This window comes from Collinsella sp. TF08-11AT (genome assembly GCF_003437035.1).
Taxonomy (GTDB): Bacteria; Actinomycetota; Coriobacteriia; order Coriobacteriales; family Coriobacteriaceae; genus Collinsella.
Map to the genome: position 1 here is coordinate 1 of NZ_QSRL01000017.1, position 16,469 is coordinate 16,469.

13 protein-coding genes, 1 tRNA gene and 1 riboswitch are annotated in these 16,469 nt (G+C 60.6%); of the genes, 13 read left to right on the forward strand and 1 reads right to left on the reverse strand.

The window, feature by feature from the left end; genetic code table 11:
• Positions 1 to 284 precede the first annotated feature (284 nt).
• A riboswitch (FMN riboswitch) is annotated at positions 285 to 477 on the forward strand.
• A 5-nt stretch (positions 478 to 482) separates the two neighbouring features.
• The 9 genes from DXC79_RS09010 (at position 483) to DXC79_RS09050 (ending at position 9,859) form a co-directional block, all read left to right on the forward strand.
• Positions 483 to 1,073: an ECF transporter S component gene (locus DXC79_RS09010; protein ID WP_117635948.1), complete on the forward strand. Its 591-nt coding sequence runs from the start codon at positions 483 to 485 to the stop codon at positions 1,071 to 1,073.
• A complete protein-coding gene (locus tag DXC79_RS09015; protein WP_117635949.1) occupies positions 1,070 to 2,974 on the forward strand; it encodes an energy-coupling factor transporter ATPase in 1,905 nt (634 codons plus the stop codon). The genes DXC79_RS09010 and DXC79_RS09015 overlap by 4 nt, the downstream gene beginning before the upstream one ends.
• Positions 2,974 to 3,774, forward strand: a complete 801-nt coding sequence (locus tag DXC79_RS09020) for an energy-coupling factor transporter transmembrane protein EcfT (protein WP_117635950.1) — start codon at positions 2,974 to 2,976, stop codon at positions 3,772 to 3,774. Before DXC79_RS09015 ends, DXC79_RS09020 begins: the two co-directional genes overlap by 1 nt.
• Before the next feature lie 30 nt (positions 3,775 to 3,804).
• Positions 3,805 to 4,251, forward strand: a complete 447-nt coding sequence (locus tag DXC79_RS09025; protein ID WP_117635951.1) for a pyridoxamine 5'-phosphate oxidase family protein — start codon at positions 3,805 to 3,807, stop codon at positions 4,249 to 4,251.
• A gap of 51 nt (positions 4,252 to 4,302) precedes the next feature.
• Positions 4,303 to 4,713 carry a pyridoxamine 5'-phosphate oxidase family protein gene (locus tag DXC79_RS09030; protein ID WP_117635952.1) on the forward strand — a complete coding sequence of 137 codons (411 nt, stop codon included), beginning with the start codon at positions 4,303 to 4,305 and terminating at the stop codon, positions 4,711 to 4,713.
• 257 nt (positions 4,714 to 4,970) lie between these two features.
• The gene (argC, locus tag DXC79_RS09035) at positions 4,971 to 6,041 is read left to right on the forward strand and encodes an N-acetyl-gamma-glutamyl-phosphate reductase (RefSeq protein ID WP_117635953.1); all 1,071 of its coding nucleotides are present in this window, start codon (positions 4,971 to 4,973) and stop codon (positions 6,039 to 6,041) included.
• A 134-nt stretch (positions 6,042 to 6,175) separates the two neighbouring features.
• The gene (gene argJ, locus DXC79_RS09040; protein WP_199408685.1) at positions 6,176 to 7,444 is read left to right on the forward strand and encodes a bifunctional glutamate N-acetyltransferase/amino-acid acetyltransferase ArgJ; all 1,269 of its coding nucleotides are present in this window, start codon (positions 6,176 to 6,178) and stop codon (positions 7,442 to 7,444) included.
• Positions 7,445 to 7,525: 81 nt separating this feature from the next.
• Positions 7,526 to 8,506 carry an acetylglutamate kinase gene (gene argB / locus DXC79_RS09045; protein ID WP_117635955.1) on the forward strand — a complete coding sequence of 327 codons (981 nt, stop codon included), beginning with the start codon at positions 7,526 to 7,528 and terminating at the stop codon, positions 8,504 to 8,506.
• A 69-nt stretch (positions 8,507 to 8,575) separates the two neighbouring features.
• Positions 8,576 to 9,859: an aminotransferase class III-fold pyridoxal phosphate-dependent enzyme gene (locus DXC79_RS09050; protein ID WP_117635956.1), complete on the forward strand. Its 1,284-nt coding sequence runs from the start codon at positions 8,576 to 8,578 to the stop codon at positions 9,857 to 9,859.
• 797 nt (positions 9,860 to 10,656) lie between these two features.
• Here the strand turns inward: DXC79_RS09050 and DXC79_RS09055 are convergent.
• A tRNA-Val gene (locus DXC79_RS09055) sits at positions 10,657 to 10,732 on the reverse strand.
• Between the two features lie 187 nt (positions 10,733 to 10,919).
• Between DXC79_RS09055 and asnB the strand changes: the two genes are divergently transcribed.
• The 4 genes from asnB (at position 10,920) to murI (ending at position 16,430) form a co-directional block, all read left to right on the forward strand.
• Positions 10,920 to 12,800 (forward strand): asparagine synthase (glutamine-hydrolyzing), encoded by a 1,881-nt coding sequence (asnB, locus tag DXC79_RS09060; protein WP_117563808.1) that lies wholly within the window; start codon positions 10,920 to 10,922, stop codon positions 12,798 to 12,800.
• A gap of 112 nt (positions 12,801 to 12,912) precedes the next feature.
• A complete protein-coding gene (locus DXC79_RS09065) occupies positions 12,913 to 14,475 on the forward strand; it encodes a Mur ligase family protein (RefSeq protein ID WP_117635957.1) in 1,563 nt (520 codons plus the stop codon).
• Between the two features lie 107 nt (positions 14,476 to 14,582).
• Positions 14,583 to 15,494 carry an HAD family hydrolase gene (locus DXC79_RS09070; protein ID WP_117635958.1) on the forward strand — a complete coding sequence of 304 codons (912 nt, stop codon included), beginning with the start codon at positions 14,583 to 14,585 and terminating at the stop codon, positions 15,492 to 15,494.
• 51 nt (positions 15,495 to 15,545) lie between these two features.
• Positions 15,546 to 16,430, forward strand: a complete 885-nt coding sequence (gene murI, locus DXC79_RS09075; RefSeq protein ID WP_117635959.1) for a glutamate racemase — start codon at positions 15,546 to 15,548, stop codon at positions 16,428 to 16,430.
• Positions 16,431 to 16,469 lie beyond the last annotated feature (39 nt).

The window sequence follows — 16,469 nt, forward strand, 5'->3', positions numbered from 1 at the left end:
TACGGGTGCATCATCGACGTCTTCAATACAGAAAATATCAGTGCGGAATGTTCCGGAGAGAAGCCCCGTCACGCCCCCGGATCCCCTGCGTTTACGGCCTTGAGGTCGGCGTGGGCGGAGATCGTGGTTGATGGGGGTACGTATCCCGGTCGCTGTTTCGCGCTTTGCGCGAAAGGCGCGCTGCTTTGGGGTGGATGGAGGACGTGGTTGTTGCGGCAACTGGTCCCCGCCACAAATTACCCTTGGCATACTTGCGCGAACGATTGCTCGTGCTACACTTGCAATTGCTGTTTCAGGGCGGGGTGAAATTCCCCACTGGCGGTAAATCGGGCGGTGTCAAAGGGGCGCCGTGGAGCAGGTAAAGTGCCTGCGACCGAGCCGATGAGTCCGCGACCCGTGTGTGCGTTGGTTCGCATGCCGGCTGAACTGGTGAGATTCCAGTACCAACGGTTAGAGTCCGGATGAAAGAGGCAGGTGATCTTATGTCTGAACAGTCGCAGCATATCCATTTTGAGAACACGAATAGGTGGAGCACCAAACAGCTCGTTACCATGGCGTTGATGTGCGCCCTGGGAGCACTGTTTATGTATGTGCAGCTGCCCATCCTCCCGTCGGCGCCGTTTTTGACGTATGACCCGTCGCTGGTGCCGGCGATGGTGTGTGGATTTGCGTATGGCCCTGGTGCCGGCACTGCCGTTGCCGCCATGGCGATCGTTATCCATGCGCTCACTACGGGTGACTGGGTCGGCGCGCTTATGAACCTGGTTGCCACGCTGGGCTACATTCTGCCTGCGGCTATCGTCTACCAAAAGATGCACACCTACAAGGGTGCCGTGATTGGCCTGGCGCTCGGCGTCATTGCCGCTACGGCGCTGTCCATGGTCGCGAACCTGACCATCGGCGTTTGGTTCTGGTATGGCTCGGTTGATGTGATCGCTCCGCTCATGCTTCCCGCCGTTTTGCCGTTTAACCTTATCAAGACCGTGCTCAACTCGGTGTTGACGCTGGCGGTGTACAAGGCGGTCTCTAATCTCATCACGCCCAAGAAGGACCAGGTCAAAGGCCGCGCATGATTGAGTGTCGGGGCGTTTCCTTTAGCTATGACGGTGCCACACCGGCACTCGACGGCATCGATCTGAACATCGAGGATGGCGAGTTTTTCTGCATCCTCGGCGGCAACGGGTCGGGCAAGTCGACGTTCGCCAAGCATTTGAACGCGCTGCTGCAGCCCGATACGGGAACGGTGCGCGTCAACGGCATGGACGCGTCCGATCCCGAGCTGGTCTACGACATTCGCTCGACCGCGGGCATGGTATTCCAGAACCCGGATGATCAGCTGGTGGCGACGCTTGTCGAGGACGATGTTGCCTTTGGTCCCGAAAACCTTGGGGTGGAATCGGCCCAGATCGCGCAGCGCGTACGCGAGGCACTGAAGGGCGTGGGTTTGGTGGGCTTCGAGCGCTACGAGACCCATGCACTTTCGGGCGGACAAAAGCAGCGCGTGGCGCTTGCCGGCGTGCTCGCCATGGAACCGCGCGTGCTCATTTTGGACGAGGCGTCCTCGATGCTCGATCCGCGCGGGCGCAAGGGCCTTATGAAGGCCTGTCACGCGCTGCACGAACGCGGCATGACCATCGTGATGATTACGCACTTTATGGAAGAGGCCGCTGAGGCCGATCGCGTTGCCGTCTTCCAAGCGGGCCGCGTTGCCATGCTGGGCACGCCCGAGGAAATCTTGACGCGGGCGGACGAACTCGCGCGGCTGAACCTGGATATGCCGGCATCGTGCTGTCTTGGCAGGGCGCTTCGCGCGAAGGACGTGCCCATTTTCGCACGGGTGCGCGAGGCGGATATGGTCGCCGATATAGCGCAGACTTATGCCGAGCGGAGTGGGACAGGCATCGCCGGGCGGCCTTTCGCATCCGATTCTCGTATTCCCGACAACGTCTCCTCTGCAATCGATGGCGCAGACGCGCTGGAGCCCGTCATCGAGATTTCGCACCTTTCGTATAGCTATTCGCTGAGCGCCCGTGAGCGTCGCCGTTGGCACAAGCGCTCAGTCGCCGAGGGCGCATCGAACAAACAGGCCCTCTGGGGCAACGACCCTAGCAGCCCCTGGGCGTTGCGCAATGTGTCGCTAGCGGTGCGTCGCGGCGAGTTCCTGGGCCTTGCGGGCCATACCGGTTCGGGTAAGTCGACGCTGGTTCAGCATCTTAACGGCCTGATTCGTCCCCAGGAGGGTTCCGTTTACGCGTTGGGGCTCGACCTGGCAAACAAGAAAGATGCCGCCGCGGTTAAGGCAAAGGTCGGCGTGGTGTTTCAGTATCCAGAGCGTCAGCTGTTTGCCGAGACCGTGGTGCAGGACGTGGCATTTGGTCCGCGCAACCTTGGCCTGTCGCAAGACGAGGTCGCGCGCCGCGTTGCGTCATCGCTCGCACGCGTGGGCCTCGACCTTGCCATGATAGGTGACAAGAGCCCCTTTGAACTCTCGGGCGGACAGCAGCGGCGTGTGGCGTTTGCCGGCGTGCTCGCTATGGAGCCCGAGGTGCTGGTACTCGATGAGCCCATGGCAGGTCTCGATCCGGCGGCTCGCAGGGATTTCCTGGAGCTCATTGGCCGTTTTCATGACGAGGGCCTGACCGTTGTCATGGTTTCGCACAGTATGGATGACCTAGCCAATTGCTGCGACCGCATCGTTGTGATGAACGAAGGCGCGGTGTTTGCCGAGGGCACGCCCGCTCAGGTTTTTGCGCATGCGGATGAGCTTAAATCGATCGGTTTGGGCGTTCCCGCTGCCCAGCGCATGGCGCTGGCGCTTGCGAAGGCAGGCGTGCCGCTGCGCTTTGACGGCCTCTATACGGTTGAGTCGCTGGCAAACGAGTTGGTGGACCTGCTAATCGGTCGCTCGGACGGTCCTTCTAACGTCGCGGACACTGCTAAATCCAAGACGGTCGCGCGAGAGGAGGGCTGCTAATGGAGGCGTTTTCGTTTGGCAGCTACTATCCCGGCGATAGTGCAATCCACCGCCTGGACCCGCGAACCAAGTTGCTCTTGGGCTTTGTGTTTCTGATCACGACGCTCACGGTCAACAGCTTCCGCGGACTGGTCCCGGTCGCAATCTTCGTTGTTCTGATCTATACCGTGTCCCGGGTGCCGGCTTGTCGCGTCCTGTCATCGATGGCGCCGCTGCTGGCGATCGTCGTGGTGGTCGCGGTGCTCAACCTATTTACCGACCAGAGCGGGCGCATCCTGTGGCAGCTCGGCTTTCTGCAGATTAGCGAGGGCTCGCTACATTCCGCCGGGTTTATGGCGTGCCGCCTGACCCTGATGATGGCCGGTATGAGCGCTATTACGCTCACCACGCCCACGCTCGATCTCACTGCAGGCTTTGAGCGTTTGCTCGCGCCGCTTGCGCGCGTGGGCCTTCCGGCACACGAGCTCGGCATGATCATGGGCATCGCGCTGCGCTTTATGCCGCAGTTTGCCACCGAGATGAAGCAGACGGCGGACGCGCAGGCAAGTCGCGGCGCGCGCGTGACGGGTGGTCCGCTCGGCGGCGTGCGCATGCTCTCAAGCGTGGCAATTCCGCTGTTCACGGGCGTATTTCGTCATGCCGAGACGCTGTCTGCCGCCATGGATGCACGCTGCTATCACGGCGAGCAGGGCCGCACGCGTCTGCATGCGCTTGCATTTCGCCGCGGGGATGCGCTGGCTGCGGTGGTGACGATGCTGCTGTTTGCGTGTGTCATCGTCGTCAACCTTCAACTTGTTTAGGCGCGATTCGAGCGCAAGAAAGGGGTCCCTATGACCGACAACGACCGCACGGCGCAGCTCGAGCGCGCCTGTTCGTATCTTAGGCGTATTCCGGCGTGGTATCTCGCCACGATCGACGTGACGGACGGACATCAGCCACGCGTAAGGCCGTTCTCGTTTGCCATGGTCGATAACGGTAAACTGTGGTTTTGCACGTCGCGCGACAAGGACGTGTGGGCAGAGCTCGACGCGAACCCCAAGTTTGAGCTTTCGGGCTGGAAGCCGGGGGAGTGCTGGATCGTATTGACCGGCGAGGCCGCGCTCGAGGACGATGCGGTAGTGAGCGACTGCGTTCGCGAAGCTGGCTTTAAGCACATGGTGGGCATTGGCGAGAAGCACGAGAGCGCCAACGACGGTCGCCTTGCGTTTTTCTCGGTCCGCAATATCGCCGCGCGCTTCTGTGATATCGACGGCAGCGAGGAGCGCCTGGAGCTCTAGCGCGTCTCAAATTAACTACCCGTTCCGAATTAGCTAGCGCCAGGAGGACACATGGACGGATTGAATACGGTGTTGGAGTATCTGACGTCGGTGCCGGCATGGTATTTGGCGACGAGCGTTGACGGACAGCCTCATGTGCGTCCGTTTTCGTTTGCGCAGATCCAGGATGGCAAGCTGTGGTTTGTAACAGCGCGCACCAAAGATGTGTGGCAAGAGCTGCTGCAAAACCAGCGCTTTGAGGCCACGAGTTGGTGGCCGGGCCATGGCTGGCTTATCTTGCGCGGGCGTGCCGGCTTGGATGACCGGGCTTTAGGCGAAATGCGCGAAGCCGGGTGGAAGCATCTAGAGCACCTGGGCGAGCACTATGAGGGGCCTAACGACCCCACGCTCGTCTTCTTTAGCGTCGAGGATCCCGAGGCTTTTATCTGCCATCACGACGAATGGGTGCCGGTCGAGCTCTAGCCAGCTGGCTCATCCTAACAACTTGGTTTTCGCATGGGCGGGCCCCGTATTGCCCGGCGCCGTTAGGAGCGCCGGTCAATACGGGGCCCGCTCCATTTGTCAATTCCTTCAAGCGAATGTGTCGGGAATGTTTCAATGCATGAATATGCAAGCCATTTACGTAATCATGCATCTTTTGGTGCTAAAGTTTCAACCCACTTCATAACGACCGCTGCGAAATGCGCATCGGTGCATAAATCGCAGACAAGGAGTCTGATATGTCTTTGAAGGTTGGAATCGTCGGCGCGGCTGGATATGCCGGAGCCGAGCTCATTCGCCTCGTCCTCGGTCATCCCGAGTTTGAACTTGTTGCCATTACGTCCAACGCCGATGCCGGCCAGCCGCTGTCCGCGGTGTATCCGAGCTTTGCTGGTGTGAGCGATCTGGTTTTCACTACGCATGACGCCCCCGAGCTCAAGAGCTGCGATGCGGTTTTTCTTGCCGTGCCGCACACGGCTGCCATGGCACAGGTACCCGCGCTGCTTGCATCGGGCGTCTCCTGCTTTGATCTTTCGGCCGACTACCGTCTGAACGACGCGTCCGTCTTTGAGACATGGTATGCCGCCGAGCATACGAGCCCCGAGCTGCTCAAGACCCGTGCCTTCGGTCTGCCCGAGCTGTTCTGCCAAGACTTGGAGACCGCCGTATCCGACCATGCCGACGGCAAGCCCGTGCTGGTCGCCTGCGCCGGTTGCTATCCCACCGCAACGAGCCTTGCCGCCGCGCCCGCCGTGCGCGCGGGCTGGGTGGCCGAGAACGGCCCCGTGATTGTCGATGCCATTAGCGGCGTGACGGGCGCCGGTAAGTCCTGCAACGCCCGCACCCATTTTTGCAGCGCCGACGAGAACTTGGAGGCCTACGGCGTGGGCAAGCATCGCCACACGCCCGAGATTGAGCAAATCCTTGGCCTGACCGATCGCGTCGTCTTTACCCCGCACCTGGCACCGCTCAAGCGCGGTCTGCTCTCCACGGTGACGCTGCCGCTCGCGCCGCAGGCTCTCGACACGCTGGCTCTTGAGGATGTCGTCGACCATTACAAGCAGTTCTACGCCGGTCGCACCTTTGTGCGCGTGCTCGATGCCGGCCAGCAGCCCAAGACGGCTTCGGTCGTCGGCACCAACGCTGCCCAGATTGGCCTCGCGCTCAACAAGCGCGCGGGCGTGCTGGTGGCGACGGGCGCCATCGACAATCTGTGCAAGGGCGCTGCGGGCCAAGCGGTCCAGTGCGCCAATATCGTCTTTGGCTTTGACGAGCGACGAGGCTTGCCCACAGTGGCGTGCCCGGTGTAGCACATTCGATTGTTAACGATTTGGTAGTCGGGCATCGAGTGGGGCGCCACTCTTAAGCTGGTTTCATGATCACGACTGGCATGGCGCACCAACCGATGTCCGTTTTTTGTTTGACATAAGGAGTCATAAAGACGATGAATACCGAGCTGTTTGATATCAAGATTCGCGCCGTCGAGGGTGGCGTTACGGCTGCGGCTGGTTTTAAGGCTGCAGGCATCCACGCTGGGTTCCGCAAGAACCCCGAGCGTCTGGATTACGCGCTCGTCGTGCCCGATAAACCCTGTCCCGGTGCTGGCGTGTTTACCACCAATCGCTTTTGCGCGGCGCCCGTGCAGGTGAGCCGTGCCAACCTGGGCGGTACCGACAAGGGGTACGGTATCATCGCCGGCATTTCGGTCAACTCTGGCAATGCCAACGCCGCCACGGGTGAGACCGGCCTTGCATGCGCGCGCGAGACGTGCAGCATCGCATCGCAGGTCATCGGCTGCGAGCCTCAGCAGATTCTGATTGCCTCCACGGGTGTGATTGGCCAGATTCTGCCGATCGACACGTTTGAGACCGCCATTCCTGCTGCCTACGAGGCGCTCTCCGCCCACGGTGGCGCCGATGCCGCTCGCGCCATCATGACGACCGACACGCACTCCAAGGAGTACGCCGTGTCCTACGTCAGTGAGGCTGCGGGTCATGCGGGCAATGTCTATACGGTAGGCGGAATGTGCAAGGGCTCGGGCATGATCATGCCCAACATGGCCACCATGATCGCAGTTATCACCACCGATGCTCCCGTCGAGCCTGCGGCACTTCATGCCCTGCTGCTCTCGACCGTCAAGCAGACCTTTAACAAGGTAACGGTCGATTCCGACACCTCGACCAACGACACCTGCATCATGCTTGCCTCCGGCGCCGCTGCCGCAGATGCCGAGCCGATCGTCGAGGGCTCCAATGCCTTTGACGAGTTGGCATTTGCCGTGCACGAGGTGTGCGAGAGCCTGGCGCGCAATATCGCCGCCGATGGTGAGGGCGCATCCAAGCTTGTTACGGTCAACGTTACCGGCGCCGCTAACGACGAGGAGGCCGATATCGCCGCCCGTGCCGTTGCCAACTCGCCGCTCGTTAAGACCTGCATCGCCGGCCACGACTGCAACTGGGGCCGCGTTGCTATGGCGCTTGGCAAGTGCGGCGTGAAGTTTAATCAGGAAGACGTTTCCATCGACATGATGGGCATGCCTGTCTGTCGCGATGGTCTGACTGTTCCCTTTGACGAGGACGAGGCTCTACGACGTTTCGAGGCGCCCGAGATCGTGATCTCGGCCGACCTGGGCGCAGGCGACGCGGCAACGACCGTGTGGACCTGCGACCTCACGCATGAGTACATCTCCATTAACGGCGACTACCGTTCCTAGATTCCAGGCACGCTGCGCATCTTGCCGCGATTGCGGACAGCGGAGCACGGCGCGATAACGATACGAAAGACGAGGCAGATTATGAAATTCGCACGCGATTGTCGTTCGAACGAATCCAACGAAGCAACCGCGCAGCTGCTGTTCGAAGCGCTGCCGTGGATTAAGAACCTGACCGGTAAGACGGTTGTTATCAAATATGGCGGAGCCGCCATGGTAGATGAGCAGCTGCGCCGCGACTTGATGAGCGACATCGTGCTGCTCAAGATCATCGGCATGCGCCCTGTTATCGTGCACGGTGGCGGCAAGGCCATCAACGAGGCGCTGAGCCACTACGACATCCCCGTCGAGTTTAAGAACGGCCAGCGCGTGACCACGCCGGCGACTATGGATATCGTGCGCGAGGTGCTGGGCGGCAAGGTTAACCAGGAGCTGGTTGCCGCCATCAACCACCACGGCAACCTGGCCGTGGGCGTGTCGGGCAGCGATGCTGGCACGCTCATCGCCGAGCCGCTCGACCCCGAGCTCGGTCGCGTGGGCAAAGTGACGCACGTTAACACCGACTATATCGAGCGCTTACTCGATAGCGAGTACATCCCCGTTATCGCTACCGTCGCGGCGGGGGAGGACGGCGGCTTCTTCAACATCAACGCCGATACCGCCGCCGGTGCCGTTGCGGCAGCGCTCCACGCGCACAAGGCGATCTTTTTGACCGACGTCGACGGCCTGTACAAGGACTTTAGCGATAAAGACTCACTCATCTCCAACCTAACACTCGACGAGGTTAACGAAATGCTCTACGGCGGCGAGGTCGATAAGGGCATGATTCCCAAGCTGCGCGCGGCCGTCGATGCGCTTGCCGGCGGCGTATTTCGCGCTCACATCATCAACGGCACCACGCCGCATTCGCTGCTGCTGGAGCTGCTGACCGATGCCGGCGTCGGCACCGTGATCCATTCCACCGAGACGGCTTACGAGTTCGATACGCATCCGCATCCGCTTTCGACGTTTGCTGCGCGTCTGACCGAGAACCTCGACGAGGTCGAGAAGCTTCAGACGGTCTAACTGACCCGCAGCCGCCCCATTTCTGCACCCATAGGCCTGCGCCGTCCGGCGCTCAACGAAAGGCATCCCATGTCACTTGCAGCTCAGCAATCGCTTGAATCCCATTACGTTATGCATACCTTTGGCCGCTCTCCGGTCGAGTTTGTCGAGGGTCACGGCATGAAGCTCACCGGCGACGATGGTCGTGAGTACCTCGACTTTCTTGCCGGCATCGGCGTGTGCAGCCTAGGTCATGGCGACCCGGCTGTGCTCTCGGCGCTCGAGGCACAGACCAAAAAGCTCATGCATGTCTCCAATTACTTCTACATCGAGCAGCGTGGACAGGTCGCGGCGCTGCTGTCCAAGCTTGCCAACGACGACTTAGATGGTGCACGCGTGCTTGCCGATGCCATTGCCGCCGGCGATGAGACCACGGCAGCTGCTCTTGGTGCCCCGGCTGCGGATGAGCAGGTTTGGGAGACCTTCTTTGCCAACTCCGGCGCCGAGGCCAACGAGGGCTCGATGAAGCTCGCGCGCCTGTACGCCAAGCGTGCCGGTAACGGCGGCAACACTATCGTGTGCATGCGCGGCGGCTTCCACGGCCGTACGCTCGAGACCATTGCCGCCACCATGCAGGATTGGCTGCAGGATAGTTTCCGCCCGCTGCCGGGTGGCTTTGTGGCCTGTACGCCCAACGATATCAATGAACTGCGTGCGATCTTTAAGCAGCTGGGGAGCGAAATATGTGCCGTGATGCTCGAGCCGATCCAGGGTGAGAGTGGCGTGCACCCCATGACCGAGGAGTTTATGGCGGCAGCGCGCGACCTGGCACACGAAGTGGGCGCCGTGCTTATAGCCGACGAGGTCCAGTGCGGCATCTTCCGCTCCGGCAAGCCGTTTGCATTCCAAACCTATGGCGTGGAACCCGACATCATGAGCCTTGCCAAGGGCATTGCCGATGGCGTGCCCATGGGTGCCGTCGTAGCAAAGAAGGAGATTGCCGACGTGTTTAAGCCGGGCGACCACGGCTCGACCTTTGGCGGTAGCTGCTTGGCTGTCGCGGCGTGCGCCGCGACGCTCTCCGCGCTCGTGCGCGGCGATTATGCCGACCATGCTGCCAAGGTAGGCGCCTATATGGAGGCAAAGCTCGCCAAGCTGCCGAACGTGACCGAGGTGCGTGGCCGCGGCTTGATGCTCGGCTGTGATTTGGATGATGCCGCGGGCGACGCGCATGATATTGTTGCCCGCGCGCTGGCCGCCGGTGCCGTGATTAACGCTACAGGTGCTCATACGCTGCGTTTCCTGCCGCCGCTCGTCTGCGAGGAATCCGACGTGGACAGTCTGATCGAGATCCTGTCGGACGTTTTGGCCTAACACAGCGAAATAACTTAACTTTGACCGGGTTCCGGACTGCGGACGTGCCCTATGTGGCATGATTCAGCGGTCTGGAGCCCGTTTTGCCTTAGATTTGCTAAGGCGGGGAGACCTGCTGGTCAAAAAACATCAAATATGAGTACTGTTACCGATTTGGTAACAGCAATTTTGGACTAATCAGACCAAATAGCAAGTCGAAATGGCGATGAATGTACGATTTTGATCCAATTGCTAGTCCTTATAATGGACATATGTTGCGTAACTTAAGCAAATATTATCTTCTGATATGTTGTAAGCAAGGTAGCAGTACTCATTTTTGCCATTTTCTGGCCACGGCCTTTGTGACAGACGTGCTGGTGGGTTCGAATCCCTCAGTAATGGGCCCTAAAAAGAAAGGCCTCCATAGCTGGAGGCCTATCAAATCAGTGGTGGGCGATGAGGGATGTCCGCGTGCGGCTGGCGCCGCCCGCGCCCCGCTTCGTCGCTCCGCTCCTCGCGTGCTGCGCTGGAAAACGCTTCGCGTTTCCTCAGCTCCGCACCCTTGCGGGTTCGAATCCCATGCGCTGGGCCCAAAAATGAAAGGACCCCATAGCTGGGAGCCTATCAAATCAGTGGTGGGCGATGAGGGATGTCGCGTGCGGCTGACGCCGTCCGCTCTCGCTTCGGGCCTACGGCCCTCGCGTGCTGCGCTGGAAAACGCTTCGCGTTTCCTCAGCTCCGCACCCTTTCGGGTTCGAATCCCTCTGCGATGGGCCCAAAAATGAAAGGCCCCCATAGCTGGGAGCCTATCAAATCAGTGGTGGGCGATGAGGGATTCGAACCCCCAGCCTTGTGCGTGTAAAGCACCTGCGCTAACCGTTGCGCCAATCGCCCGTGCGGAGAGAGTATAGCAAAACAATCGCCTCATTCATCTCATATCCATTAAAGGTAACCGTCGCGTGTCACAGCGGAGCTGATTCAGTTGAGATTGCCTGAACATTCCGCCCCTCTTTACGCCCTCGGGTATACTCAAAAGCTACTGATTCGATTTGATGCCCAGCAACAGCAGAGGGGATAGTATATGTGCGGTTTTGTCGGTTTTGTCGGTGGGACGGATAACCAATCCGAGGTGCTCACCAAGATGATGGACCGCATCGTCCATCGTGGTCCCGACATGGGCGGCCAGTTTATCGACGGCCGCGTTGCCCTCGGCTTCCGCCGCTTGTCGATCCTCGACCTGACCGAGGCCGGCGCTCAGCCCATGGCCAATGAGGACGGTAGCGTCGTCATTGTCTTCAACGGCGAGATCTACAACTTCCAAGAACTCCGTTCCGAGCTCGAGGCCAAGGGCTACAAGTTCCACTGCGGCGCCGACACCGAGAGCCTCCTGCACGGCTATGAGGAGTGGGGCGAGGCAGTACTCGATCGCTTGCGCGGTATGTACGCCTTCGTCATCTGGGACAAGAAGAAGAATAAGCTTTTTGGCGCCCGCGATATCTTTGGCATCAAGCCGCTCTACTACTATCCCATGGCCGATGCGGGCGACGGCGCTCCGGGCGTGCTCTTCGGTTCCGAGATTAAGAGCTTCCTGGACTACCCGCACTTCCACAAGGCGGTCAACAAAAAGGCCCTGCGTCCGTACATGACGCTGCAGTATTCGGCAACCGAGGAGACCTTCTTCGAGGGTGTCTACAAGCTGCCGCCGGCGCATTACTTTACCGTCGATATCCCGACCGGCAAGATGAACATCGAGCGCTACTGGGATTGCGATTACTCTGCCGTCGAGAAGCCGTTCGAGGAGTACGTCGACGAGCTGGATGAGGTCGTGCACGAGAGCGTCGAGGCCCATCGCATCGCCGACGTTAAGGTCGCGTCGTTCCTCTCCGGCGGCGTCGACTCCAGCTACATCGCCGCTTGCCTCATGCCCGACAAGACCTTCTCGGTGGGCTTTGACTACAAGAACTTCAACGAGACCAACTACGCCAAGGAACTTTCTGACAAGCTCGGCGTCGAGAATGTCCGCAAGATGATCACCGCCGACGAGTTCTTTGGCGCGCTCGAGGACATCCAGTATCACATGGACGAGCCGCAGTCCAACCTGTCTTCCGTGCCGCTGTGGTTCTTGGCCGAGATGGCCCGCAAGGACGTCACCGTCGTGCTTTCGGGCGAAGGCGCCGACGAGCTCTTTGGCGGCTACGCCTACTACGAGGACACGGTCCCGGTCCGCAAATACAAAAAGATGGTGCCGCTGCCCATTCGTCGCGCGCTCGGTAACCTGGCGCTGCATATGCCGTACTTCAAGGGACATAACTTCCTGGTCAAGGGTGCCGAGATCCCCGAGAAGTCGTTCCTGGGACAGGCTCTGGTATGGCCGGAGCGCGAGGTCGACGGCGTGCTCAAGCCCGAGTACAACACCGGCGATGGCGCCTTCGAGCTTGCCGCTCCCATCTATGCGCGCGTGAAGGGTCAGCCCGAGCTGGTCAAGAAGCAGTACCTGGACATGAACATGTGGCTCCCGGGCGACATTCTGCTCAAGGCCGACAAGATGTGCATGGCGCACTCGCTGGAGCTGCGCGTGCCCTTCCTGGACCGCAAAGTCATGGAGTTCGCCGAGCACATTCCCGACCGCTACCGCATCAACGAGAACGGCAACAAGCAAGTACTCCGCCACGCTGCCAACAAGTCGCTGCCCGATGAGTGGGCCACCCGTCCCAAGGTGGGCTTCCCGGTGCCGATTGTCTACTGGCTGCGCGAGCAAAAGTGGTACGACTATGTCAAGGAGTACTTCACCGCGCCGTGGGCAAGCGAGTTCTTCGATACCGACGAGCTCATGCACCTGCTCGATCTGCACTTTGCGGGCAAGGGCGATTTCCAGCGCAAGATCTATACGCCGCTCGTGTTCCTGGTGTGGTACAAGCGCTTCTTTATCGACGAGGACCAGCCCGCTGTTCAGGCTGCCTAGCCTCGGCTTACGAACGCCTGCGCGTAACGGCTCCTCCGGGAGCCGTTTTTGCGTGGGTGCGTTTCAGTTACTATAAAAACCGTCCCTGCCAAATGGCTGAGAAAGGCGAAAGATGCACCATTCGGATTCCGCGACCGTGACCACGGTCGATACGCTTGCCAAGCTTCTCGATGTGTGCGGCGAGCTGCGCGCATCAGAGCAGGTTGACGAGCGTGCCGTGACCGGCTGCTCGTTTGATTCGCGTGCGGTCTCGGCAGGTGACGTGTTCTTTTGCAAAGGCGCTGCCTTTAAGCCCGCGTTTTTGAGCATGGCGCTCGATGCGGGCGCCGTCGCATTTGTGTGCGAAGAGTCGCTGGTCGAGTCTCTGGAGCCGCTGGCGCAGGAGAGCGGTGCTGCGATGCTGGTTGTTGATAGCGTTCGCACGGCCATGGCCCTGTTGCCGCCGGAGGTCTACGACCGTCCCGACCACGACGTCAAGATCGTGGGCATCACCGGTACCAAGGGAAAGACCACGGCCGCTTTTATGCTCCAGTCCATCATCAAGGCAGCGGGCGAATCCTGCGGCATGATCGGCTCGGTGAGTACCGACGATGGCATCGAGTGCTACGAGAGCACCAATACTACGCCCGAGGCCCCCGAGGTCTGGCGCCATATCGCCAACTGCCGTGAGTCCGGTCGCCAGTCCATGGTCATGGAGGTCTCGAGCCAGGCACTCAAGTACCAACGCGTCGAGAATCTGCCGTTTGACGTGGCGTGCTTCCTCAACATCGGCCGTGACCACATCTCACCGATCGAACACCCCACGTTTGAGGATTATTTTGAGAGCAAACTCAGGATCTTTGACCAGGCAAAGACCGCCGTGGTGAATCTGGGCACCGAAGAGGTTGACCGTGTGCTGGAGGCAGCGTCGACGGCCGAGCGCTTGGTGACCGTTGGCGTCGAGCATCCCGAGGCAAGCCTGTGGGCAAGCGATGTCCGCGTGGTCGGCTTTAACATCGAGTTTAACCTGCATGGCCTGTGTGCCGACGAGTCCGAGGCGGGGGAGAAGGTCCTGCTGGGCATCGCGGGCGACTTTAACGTGGAAAACGCGCTGGTCGCTATCGCCGCTGCGCACGAGATCGGCATCGGTATCGAGGCTATCAAGAAGGGCCTCTCCAAACTGCGTGTGCCGGGCCGTATGGAGGTCGTGGAGTCGAAGGATGGCCGCGTGATCTGCGTCGTTGACTACGCTCACAACCAGCTTTCGTTCCGGTCGCTTTTCTCGTCGGTCAAGCGCGCGTTTCCCACTAGTCCAGTCATTGCAGTGTTTGGCGCTGCCGGCGGCAAGGCGCAGGAGCGCCGCGAGCAGCTTCCGCGCGAGGCCGCACCATATTCCGACCTGATGATCTTTGCCAACGAGGACCCGGCTCACGAGGACCCGATGAAGGTCTGTCGCGAGCTTGCCGAGCATGTTCCCGACGATACGCCGAACAAGATCATCCTCGACCGCGAAGCCGCTGTGCATGCGGCGTTCAAGGCGGCGCGCGAGGAGTACGTCAACCCCGATGCTCCCACCATTGTCTTGCTGCTGGCAAAGGGTGACGAGGAGCTCATGCACGTGGGCGACGAGTTCGTGCCCATCGAGAGCGACCTTTCGCTGGCCAATCGCCTGATCGATGTTACCCAGTTTGACTAATGAACCATGATGGCGGCGGCGCCCTGAGTGCGCTGTCGCCATAAGCGTGTTCCCTCAATCAAAACATGCCGTCCAAGTCCAAACCCTTCTACGTAAACGGAGTAACCATGTCCCACAACACCCTGCCGACCGTTGCCGAGCTTTCGGGCGAGATGCGCGAGCGCTTGGCCAAGGTCAAGTACGTCTTTACCGACCTGGATGCCACGATGCTCGCGCCCGGCTCGTGCGTGCTGCGCGACAACGACGGTAACCCCTCGACCAAACTCGTCGAGGCCGTCGTGGCACTTGCCCGCGCTGGTATTCAGGTGGTTCCCACCTCGGGCCGCAACCGTACCATGATCCACGAGGATGCGCGCGTGCTCGGCCTCAACTCCTACATCGGTGAGATGGGCGGCCTGGTCATGTACGACCTCAAAGCCAACGATTGGGAGTATCTGACTGGCGACATGCCTTACGACCCCGCCTGCGGCCTTACTCCGCACCAGGTGATCGAGCAGACCGGCGTGTGCGAGAAGATTCTTGCCCGCTGGCCGCACAAGATCGAGTATCACAACGACATGTCGACCGGCTACAAGTACCGCGAGGTCACCGTCGGCATGCGCGGCGATGTGCCCGACAATGAGGTCCAGGCCATCCTGGACGAGGCCGGCTGCGGCCTGGTGTGGGCCTGTAACGGTCACCTGACGCATCTGTCCAAGCCGACGACGCTCGAGCTCGATCGCGTCGAGGACGGTCGCGCGTTTAACATCAATCCCGCCGGCCTCAACAAGGGCGTTGCCATCGCGCGCTTCTGCGAGCACCTGGGGATTGAGCGCGAGGAGACGCTCGCGCTCGGCGATTCCGAGTCCGACTTCTACATGGCCGATCACGTGGGCACGTTCTGCCTGGTCGAGAATGGCCTGACGAGCGCCGGCGCGCCCGAGTTCCTGGCTGCTTGCGAGAACGCTTTCGTTACGCGCGGCAAAATTGTCGACGGTTGGGCGGCGACGGCAGAGCTGCTGGTCGCGGCGCGTTCGTAGCGCGGCGTCGCCGCACTTGGACATGTCTTTTCGAGAGAGACTGGTGAGGTAATGTCCGATATCGAGAATCCGACAGGCGACACGCGCCCGATTGGCGTGTTCGATTCTGGTTTGGGCGGTCTGACGGTTGCGCGCGCCATCGCGACGGTGCTGCCGCACGAGTCCGTCTACTACTTCGGCGACACCAAACGCTGCCCCTACGGCACGCGCACCGAGGATGAGGTGCGCTCGTTTGCGTTGCAGGCGGGCCGTTGGCTGTCGAAGCACGACGTCAAGATTATGGTCATCGCCTGCAACACGGCGACAGCTGCGGCCTTGCGTCTGGCCCAGCAGGTGCTCGACGTTCCCGTGATCGGCGTGATCGCGCCGGGTGCCCGTGCGGCAATCAACAGCACCCGTTCGCGTCGCGTGGGCGTGCTCGCCACCAACCTCACCATTCGCTCGGGCGCCTACACGCGCGCCATTCAGGATCTAGATGCCGGCGTCGATGTATACGGTTGTCCTGCCTCGAGCTTTGTCGAGGTTGTCGAACACGAGCTCGCCTCGGGCGCGCATCTGCAAGAGCAGTGGCTCGAGAACGAGGACATCTTCGATACGCCAGCCGTGCGAGCGCTGGTGGGTGCCACGGTTGAGCCGCTGCGCGATCGCGGAATCGATACCGTGGTGCTCGGCTGTACGCACTTTCCGCTGCTCGTGGGGCCTATTCGCCATGCGCTGGGGCCCGGGGTGCGTGTGGTGAGTTCCGCCGAGGAGACTACGCGCGAGCTGACCGATATCCTCACGCGCCGCGAGCAGCTGGCGGGCGACGCTGCCGAGCCTCAGCATCGCTTTGCGACGACGGCCGATAACATTGCCGAGTTTGCGGTGGCGGGTAGCTTTATCTTTGGCCAGCCGCTCAAGAGCATCGAACATATTGATATCGACGAACTGAAATAGATGTAGGGTTACCGTCCAAAGACTTGCCCTCTTCTTCTG

Excerpts from the sequence above, each read along its gene's own strand:
- DXC79_RS09030 (WP_117635952.1), top strand. The coding sequence starts at position 4,303 with ATGGACGGATTGAATACGGTGTTGGAGTATCTGACGTCGGTGCCGGCA.
- argC (WP_117635953.1), top strand. The coding sequence starts at position 4,971 with ATGTCTTTGAAGGTTGGAATCGTCGGCGCGGCTGGATATGCCGGAGCC.
- argJ (WP_199408685.1), top strand. The coding sequence starts at position 6,176 with ATGAATACCGAGCTGTTTGATATCAAGATTCGCGCCGTCGAGGGTGGC.
- DXC79_RS09010 (WP_117635948.1), top strand. The coding sequence starts at position 483 with ATGTCTGAACAGTCGCAGCATATCCATTTTGAGAACACGAATAGGTGG.
- asnB (WP_117563808.1), top strand. The coding sequence starts at position 10,920 with ATGTGCGGTTTTGTCGGTTTTGTCGGTGGGACGGATAACCAATCCGAG.
- DXC79_RS09025 (WP_117635951.1), top strand. The coding sequence starts at position 3,805 with ATGACCGACAACGACCGCACGGCGCAGCTCGAGCGCGCCTGTTCGTAT.
- DXC79_RS09050 (WP_117635956.1), top strand. The coding sequence starts at position 8,576 with ATGTCACTTGCAGCTCAGCAATCGCTTGAATCCCATTACGTTATGCAT.
- argB (WP_117635955.1), top strand. The coding sequence starts at position 7,526 with ATGAAATTCGCACGCGATTGTCGTTCGAACGAATCCAACGAAGCAACC.
- DXC79_RS09065 (WP_117635957.1), top strand. The coding sequence starts at position 12,913 with ATGCACCATTCGGATTCCGCGACCGTGACCACGGTCGATACGCTTGCC.
- DXC79_RS09020 (WP_117635950.1), top strand. The coding sequence starts at position 2,974 with ATGGAGGCGTTTTCGTTTGGCAGCTACTATCCCGGCGATAGTGCAATC.
- murI (WP_117635959.1), top strand. The coding sequence starts at position 15,546 with ATGTCCGATATCGAGAATCCGACAGGCGACACGCGCCCGATTGGCGTG.
- DXC79_RS09070 (WP_117635958.1), top strand. The coding sequence starts at position 14,583 with ATGTCCCACAACACCCTGCCGACCGTTGCCGAGCTTTCGGGCGAGATG.
- DXC79_RS09015 (WP_117635949.1), top strand. The coding sequence starts at position 1,070 with ATGATTGAGTGTCGGGGCGTTTCCTTTAGCTATGACGGTGCCACACCG.